At 63.3% G+C, this 5875-nt stretch carries 4 protein-coding genes and 1 pseudogene; 2 read left to right on the plus strand and 3 right to left on the minus strand.

All coding sequences use genetic code 11. The features are described from left to right. Positions 1 to 41: 41 nt before the first annotated feature. From JCM12178_RS16650 to JCM12178_RS16660, 3 genes and pseudogenes are all read right to left on the minus strand, one after another. Positions 42 to 242 (minus strand): heavy-metal-associated domain-containing protein, encoded by a 201-nt coding sequence (locus tag JCM12178_RS16650; protein WP_054653057.1) that lies wholly within the window; start codon positions 240 to 242, stop codon positions 42 to 44. 23 nt (positions 243 to 265) lie between these two features. Further along, positions 266 to 2760, minus strand: a pseudogene (locus tag JCM12178_RS16655) (heavy metal translocating P-type ATPase). Positions 2761 to 2853: 93 nt separating this feature from the next. Beyond that, positions 2854 to 3249 (minus strand): hypothetical protein, encoded by a 396-nt coding sequence (locus JCM12178_RS16660; protein ID WP_054653059.1) that lies wholly within the window; start codon positions 3247 to 3249, stop codon positions 2854 to 2856. A 264-nt stretch (positions 3250 to 3513) separates the two neighbouring features. Between JCM12178_RS16660 and JCM12178_RS16665 the strand changes: the two genes are divergently transcribed. Continuing rightward, positions 3514 to 4362: a sulfide/dihydroorotate dehydrogenase-like FAD/NAD-binding protein gene (locus JCM12178_RS16665; RefSeq protein WP_054653061.1), complete on the plus strand. Its 849-nt coding sequence runs from the start codon at positions 3514 to 3516 to the stop codon at positions 4360 to 4362. After that, positions 4352 to 5773, plus strand: coding sequence for an NADPH-dependent glutamate synthase (gene gltA / locus JCM12178_RS16670; RefSeq protein WP_054653063.1), 1422 nt, complete (start codon positions 4352 to 4354; stop codon positions 5771 to 5773). The genes JCM12178_RS16665 and gltA overlap by 11 nt, the downstream gene beginning before the upstream one ends. Positions 5774 to 5875 lie beyond the last annotated feature (102 nt).

Consider the following 5875-nt stretch of genomic DNA (forward strand, 5'->3'; position numbering starts at 1 on the left):
CTCCGGTGCCGGGCCGACTCTGTCGGCCCGGCGCGACGCGGCTACTCTTTCACTTCAAAGCCGATCTTGGTCACGGCATCCTTGACCGCGCCCGGATCAACAGGCTTTTCCTCGTCGTACTCGGCGATGCCGGTCTCCAGCGTAACGTTGACGTTTTTCACGCCGTCCAGCGCTTCCAGCGCCTTGGTGACGGACGCCACGCAGTGCCCGCAGCTCATACCGCCTACTTTTACCTGTGCCATATGTGTCCTCCGGTGTTTGTCGTTTACCGGCCGCTGAAGAAGCGCAGCCGGAGAGCGTTTGACACCACGGTCACGGAACTCAGCGCCATGGCCGTTCCCGCGATCATGGGGTTGAGCGTCGGCCCGCCGAAGATGTGCAGCACACCGGCGGCAATGGGAATGCCGATGGTGTTGAAGGCGAACGCCCAGAAAAGGTTCTGCTTGATGTTGCGCATGGTGGCGAGGCTGAGGTCGAAGGCCGTGAGCATGGCCCGCAGGTCGCTCTTCATCAGCACCACGTCCCCGGACTCCACGGCCACGTCAATTCCCGAGCCCATGGCCATGCCGATGTCGGCCCGTGCCAGCGCAGGCGCGTCGTTGATGCCGTCGCCCACCATGGCCACCTTGAGGCCCTTCTGCTGCAACTTCTCGATCTCCTCGGCCTTGCGGTCCGGCATCACCTGCGCGATGACCCCGGAAATACCGGCACTGGAGGCCACCGCCCTCGCGGTGACTTCGTTGTCGCCGGTGAGCATGATGACGGCAAGGCCACGATCGGTCAGCTCGGACACCACGCCCGGCGTCTCGTCACGCATGCGGTCGGCGATGCCCAGCACGGCGGCCATGGCACCGTCCACGGCCATGTAGAGCGCGGTCATGCCCTGCTCGGACATTCCGGCGGCGCGCTTCTCCGCTTCCTTGATATTCTCCACACCGTTCTCCGCCATGAACTCCCGGTTGCCGATGCGAACGGCCCGGCCGTCCACGGTGGTCAGGATGCCCCGGCCCGCCACGGAAGAGAACTCGCCGGGCTGCTTGAGGGCCAGTTCGCGCTCCTGTGCTTCACGGGCTATTGCCAGCGCCAGCGGATGCTCGGAGTCGCGCTCTGCCGAGGCGCAAGGGTCAACACCTCGTCCTCGTCAAGGCCGAAGGTTGCCAACTCCGCCAGTTCCGGCCTGCCGTGGGTCAGGGTCCCAGTCTTGTCAAAGACTACTGCGTCGATCTCGCCAGCCTGCTGCAACGCGCCGCCGCTCTTAATGAGCACGCCGAGCTGTGCTCCTCGCCCGGTGCCGACCATGATGGAGACGGGCGTGGCAAGCCCCATGGCGCAGGGGCAGGCGATGACCATCACCGCCACGAAGATGCGCAGGCTGAACGGGAACCCGGCCCCGGAAAGGAACCACGCAACTCCCGCGATCACGGCCACGACCATGACCGCAGGCACGAAATAATAGCTGATGGTGTCGGCGAGGTTGGCAATGGGAGCCTTGGACCCCTGCGCCTCCTGCACCAACCGGATGATGCGGGCCAGCATGGTGTCGCCGCCCACGCGCTCGGCCTTCATGGTCAGGGAGCCATGGGTGTTGAGCGTTCCGCCCGCGACCGAGTCACCCTCCTTCTTGTCCACGGGAATCGGCTCGCCCGTGAGCATGGACTCGTCCACGCTGGAGCGGCCCGACATGACGGTACCGTCAACAGGAATGCGGCCGCCCGGCTTGACCAGCAGCGTATCTCCCGGCTCCACCTCGGTCACCGATATTTCGCGGGTCGTGTCGCCCTCCACCAGCACGGCGGTGTCCGGGGTGAGCTTCATGAGCGCCCGGATGGCATCGGAGGTCTTGAGCCTGCTGGACGCCTCGAAATACTTGCCCAGCGAAATCATGGCGATGAGCACGGCAGCGGACTCGTAATAGAGGTCCATGGCCCGGGCCATGGCGTCCACGCCAAGCGAAATCTCGATGGTATTCCATACGGAATAGATGAACGCCGCGCCGGTGCCCATGGCCACCAGCGAGTCCATGTTCGGCCCACCGCGAAGCAGCGCCGGGATGCCCTGGGTATAAAAATGCCGCCCGGACCAGATGACCGGCAGTGTCAGCACAAGCTGGGCCAGCGCAAAGGCAAGGGGCGAGTAGGCCGGGTCCAGCCAGACCGGAAGCGGCATCCCCCACATGTGCCCCATGGAGAGAATGAGCAACGGGAATGCAAAGAGGAACGCCGGGATGAGTTCGCGTCGGCGCACAGCCAGCGCATGCTCGGCCTCCCTGCGCCGCTCCTCGAAAAGATTGACCGCCGGGTCCTGAATCTCGGAAGTAAAGCCCGCATCGGCGATGGCCTGCCGGATGGCCCGGCGCGAGGTCGTGTCGGGATCAAAGCGAAACACGCCCTCCTCGGACGCAAGGCTCACTTCGGCAGACTCCACACCGTCCATGCCGCCCACGACACGTTCGATGCGGCTGGAGCAGGCAGCGCAGTGCATGCCACCAATGGACAGGCGCAGTTCTTCCGGCCCGCCCTCGTCCGGTTCATCATCCATGAACTCCGCGCCGAAACCCAGCCCCTCGATGGTGCTGCCGACCTCGGCCAGATCAAGGGCGTCCGAATCAAACGTCAGGTTCATGGTTTCCGCAGCAAGGTTGACGTTGACGTCCTCGACGCCGTCCATCTTGCCCACCACCCGCTCAATGCGGCTGGAACAGGCGGCACAATGCATGCCGCTTATCTTCGCTTTTCGTTTCGCGCCAGATTGCTCACTCATATCGAAATCCCTCAGTGTGAAATTGAAAATCCATTTCAACACCACTCGTTCAGTTTTGCAAGTGGTAAACTCTATCAGAACATGAGGAAAAAGTCAGGCGATGGCGGCAAGATTTCCGCCCGGAAGCGGCGATTCGGGCTGCATGGCCCGAGAGTAGGCGTCCAGCCCATGGCGGGCGGTATGGGAGGGGCGGTTCGGCAGGGAGGCGGCCCAGTTGACGCGGGAGTTCACGGCCTCTTCGGCCACCTCGGAACGCAGGGTGCGGACGCTGCTCTCGGTCTCGAACTCGCGAGTGAGCCTTCTGGCGGCGCGGGCACCGGGCGAGAGGCTCTCGTCCACATGCACTTCTTCGGACTCGTACTCCACCCCGAAGCCGCCGAGACTGAACCCGGCGCGCGTCGTGCGCACCACGGCCTCGGCTCGGGGCCGTTCGCCCCGGATACCCTCAAGGTCTCTGTACAAGGTATGTGGATCGGAATCGATGCGCACAAGTCCCTCACGCCATAATCAAGGAGCCGACAAGCGGCTTTGATGTCCGGCCCGGCAATCCCTGCGGCACACTGCCGCGCTCATTCCAGAGGGACCCGTGGCCCGCCCCCGCCGGTCCGTGGCGAAAGCGGTGGTCTGAGTGCCAAATGTATCGCAAACACATCCTTTTGACAAGACAGGGGTGAGGTTGTACCTTGCATACCTCTAATTCACCCATGCTGTGGGCTTTATTGAAGAAAACTCTATCATCAAGGCGGGTTATTCATGGGATTCAAGATTCTTCGAAAACAAGAACTCATCCCGGGACAGACGTCGCTTCTCGTTATTGACGCCCCTCAAATTGCCAAAAAGGCCAAGCCGGGCAACTTCGTCATCCTGAGAAACGACGAAAAAGGCGAGCGCGTCCCCCTGACCATCGCGGACAAGGACCCCAAGGAAGGCACCATCACCATCGTCTTTCTCGTCGTGGGCAAATCCACCGCGCAGCTCAACACCCTGCAGGAGGGCGACGAAATTCTCGACGTCTGCGGCCCGCTCGGCAAGGCCACCCACATCGATAAACAGGGCACCGTGGTCTGCGTGGGCGGCGGCACCGGCATCGCCGCCATGCACCACATCGCCAAGGGACACTGGGAAGCAGGCAACCACGTCGTGGCCATCATCGGCGCACGCACCGAGGACCTGCTGCTCTTCCGCTGCGAGCTGGACGGCTTCTGCCCCGAAGTGCTCATCGCCACGGACGACGGCTCCGTAGGCCACAAGGGCTTCGTCACCGAAGTGCTCAAAGATCGCCTAGAAAGCGACCGCAACGTCACCGAGGTCGTGGCTGTCGGCCCCGTGCCCATGATGGAAGCAGTGGCCAAGACCACCAAGCCCTTCGGCGTCAAAACCACCGTCAGCCTGAACTCCATCATGGTGGACGGCATCGGCATGTGCGGCGCCTGTCGCTGCTCCGTTGGCGGCGAGACCAAATTCGCCTGCGTCGACGGCCCGGAATTCGACGGCCAGGAAGTGGACTTCTCCGAACTCAAGGCCCGCCTCTGGCAGTTCAAGGAGCAGGAAGACGAGTCCATGGGCAAATTCAAGAAGGAGTGCAGCTGTCATGGCAAGTAAACCCCGAAAGCCGAGCGACATCGGCCCCCGCATCCCCATGCCCGAACAGCCTGCGGCCGAGCGGGTCAAAAACTTCTCGGAAGTGGCCCTCGGCTTCTCCCGCGACGACGCCATTGCCGAGGCCGAACGCTGCCTCCAATGTAAAAAGCCCCTCTGCCAGAAGGGCTGTCCCGTGGAAATCGACATCAAGGAGTTCATCCTCAAAGTGGCCGAAGGCGACATGCCCGCCGCCTACGAGGTCATCAAGGAAACCAACTCCCTGCCCGCTGTCTGCGGCCGCGTCTGTCCCCAGGAAAGCCAGTGCGAAGGCATGTGCGTGCTCGGCAAGAAGAACGAGCCCGTGGCCATCGGCCGTCTGGAACGCTACGTGGCCGACACCTTCATGGCCTCCGACGCCTGCGAGGAAATCACCGGCACCCACGCCTGCGCGCTGGAACGCGACGACCTCAAAGTCGCCTGCATCGGCGGCGGCCCCGCCTCCCTGACCGTGGCAGGCTACCTCGCGGCCAAAGGCATCAAAGTAACAGTATTCGAAGCCCTGCACGAACCCGGCGGTGTCCTCATCTACGGTATCCCCGAGTTCCGCCTGCCCAAAGGTATCGTCGCCCGCGAACTCGACGGCCTCAAAGGCCTCGGCGTGGACATCGTCACCAACTGGGTCGGCGGCAAGACCATCACCATTCAGGACCTCCAGAACGAAGGGTACGACGCCATCTTCATCGGCGTGGGCGCAGGACTGCCCCGCTTCCTGAACATCCCCGGCGACAACCTCGTCGGCGTCTTCTCCGCCAACGAGTACCTCACCCGCGTGAACCTCGGCCGGGCCTACGACTTCCCCAACCACGACACCCCGACCTTCCGCGCCGACAACGTGGTCGTCATCGGCGGCGGCAACGTGGCCATGGACGCGGCACGGACCGCCCTGCGCATGGGCTCCAAAAACGTCTCCATCGTCTACCGACGCACACAGGACGAAATGCCCGCACGCCTCGAAGAGCTGCACCACGCCATCGAGGAAGGCGTCGAAATCAAGGCCCTCTGCGGCCCGCTCTCCTTCAACGCAGGCGACGAAGGCAAGCTCGCCAGCATGACCGTCCAGAAAATGTGCCTCGGCGAACCGGACGAATCCGGCCGCCGCAGCCCGGTCTGCATCGAAGGCGAAACCGAAGAACTGCCCTGCGACATGGCCATCATCGCAGTCGGCACCCGCCCCAACCCCATCCTGCTCGAAGCCACCCCGGACCTCGAACTCAACAGATGGGGCTACATCGAAGCCGACCCCGAAACCGGCGAAACCTCCATGAAAAACGTCTTCGCCGGAGGAGACATCGTCACCGGCGCGGCCACCGTCATCTCCGCCATGGGCGCAGGACGAAAAGCCGCACAGGAAATCGCACGGCGACTGCTGTAGATTTTCCGGAGCATACAAGCAAAAGCGGGAACGGTTGATGCCGTTCCCGCTTTTTTGTCCGAAGAATGCCTCCGGCGGCCCTCCGGGGGCTTAAGAACCTTT

It is taken from the genome of Salidesulfovibrio brasiliensis JCM 12178, from assembly GCF_001311825.1.
GTDB lineage: Bacteria > Desulfobacterota > Desulfovibrionia > Desulfovibrionales > Desulfovibrionaceae > Pseudodesulfovibrio > Pseudodesulfovibrio brasiliensis.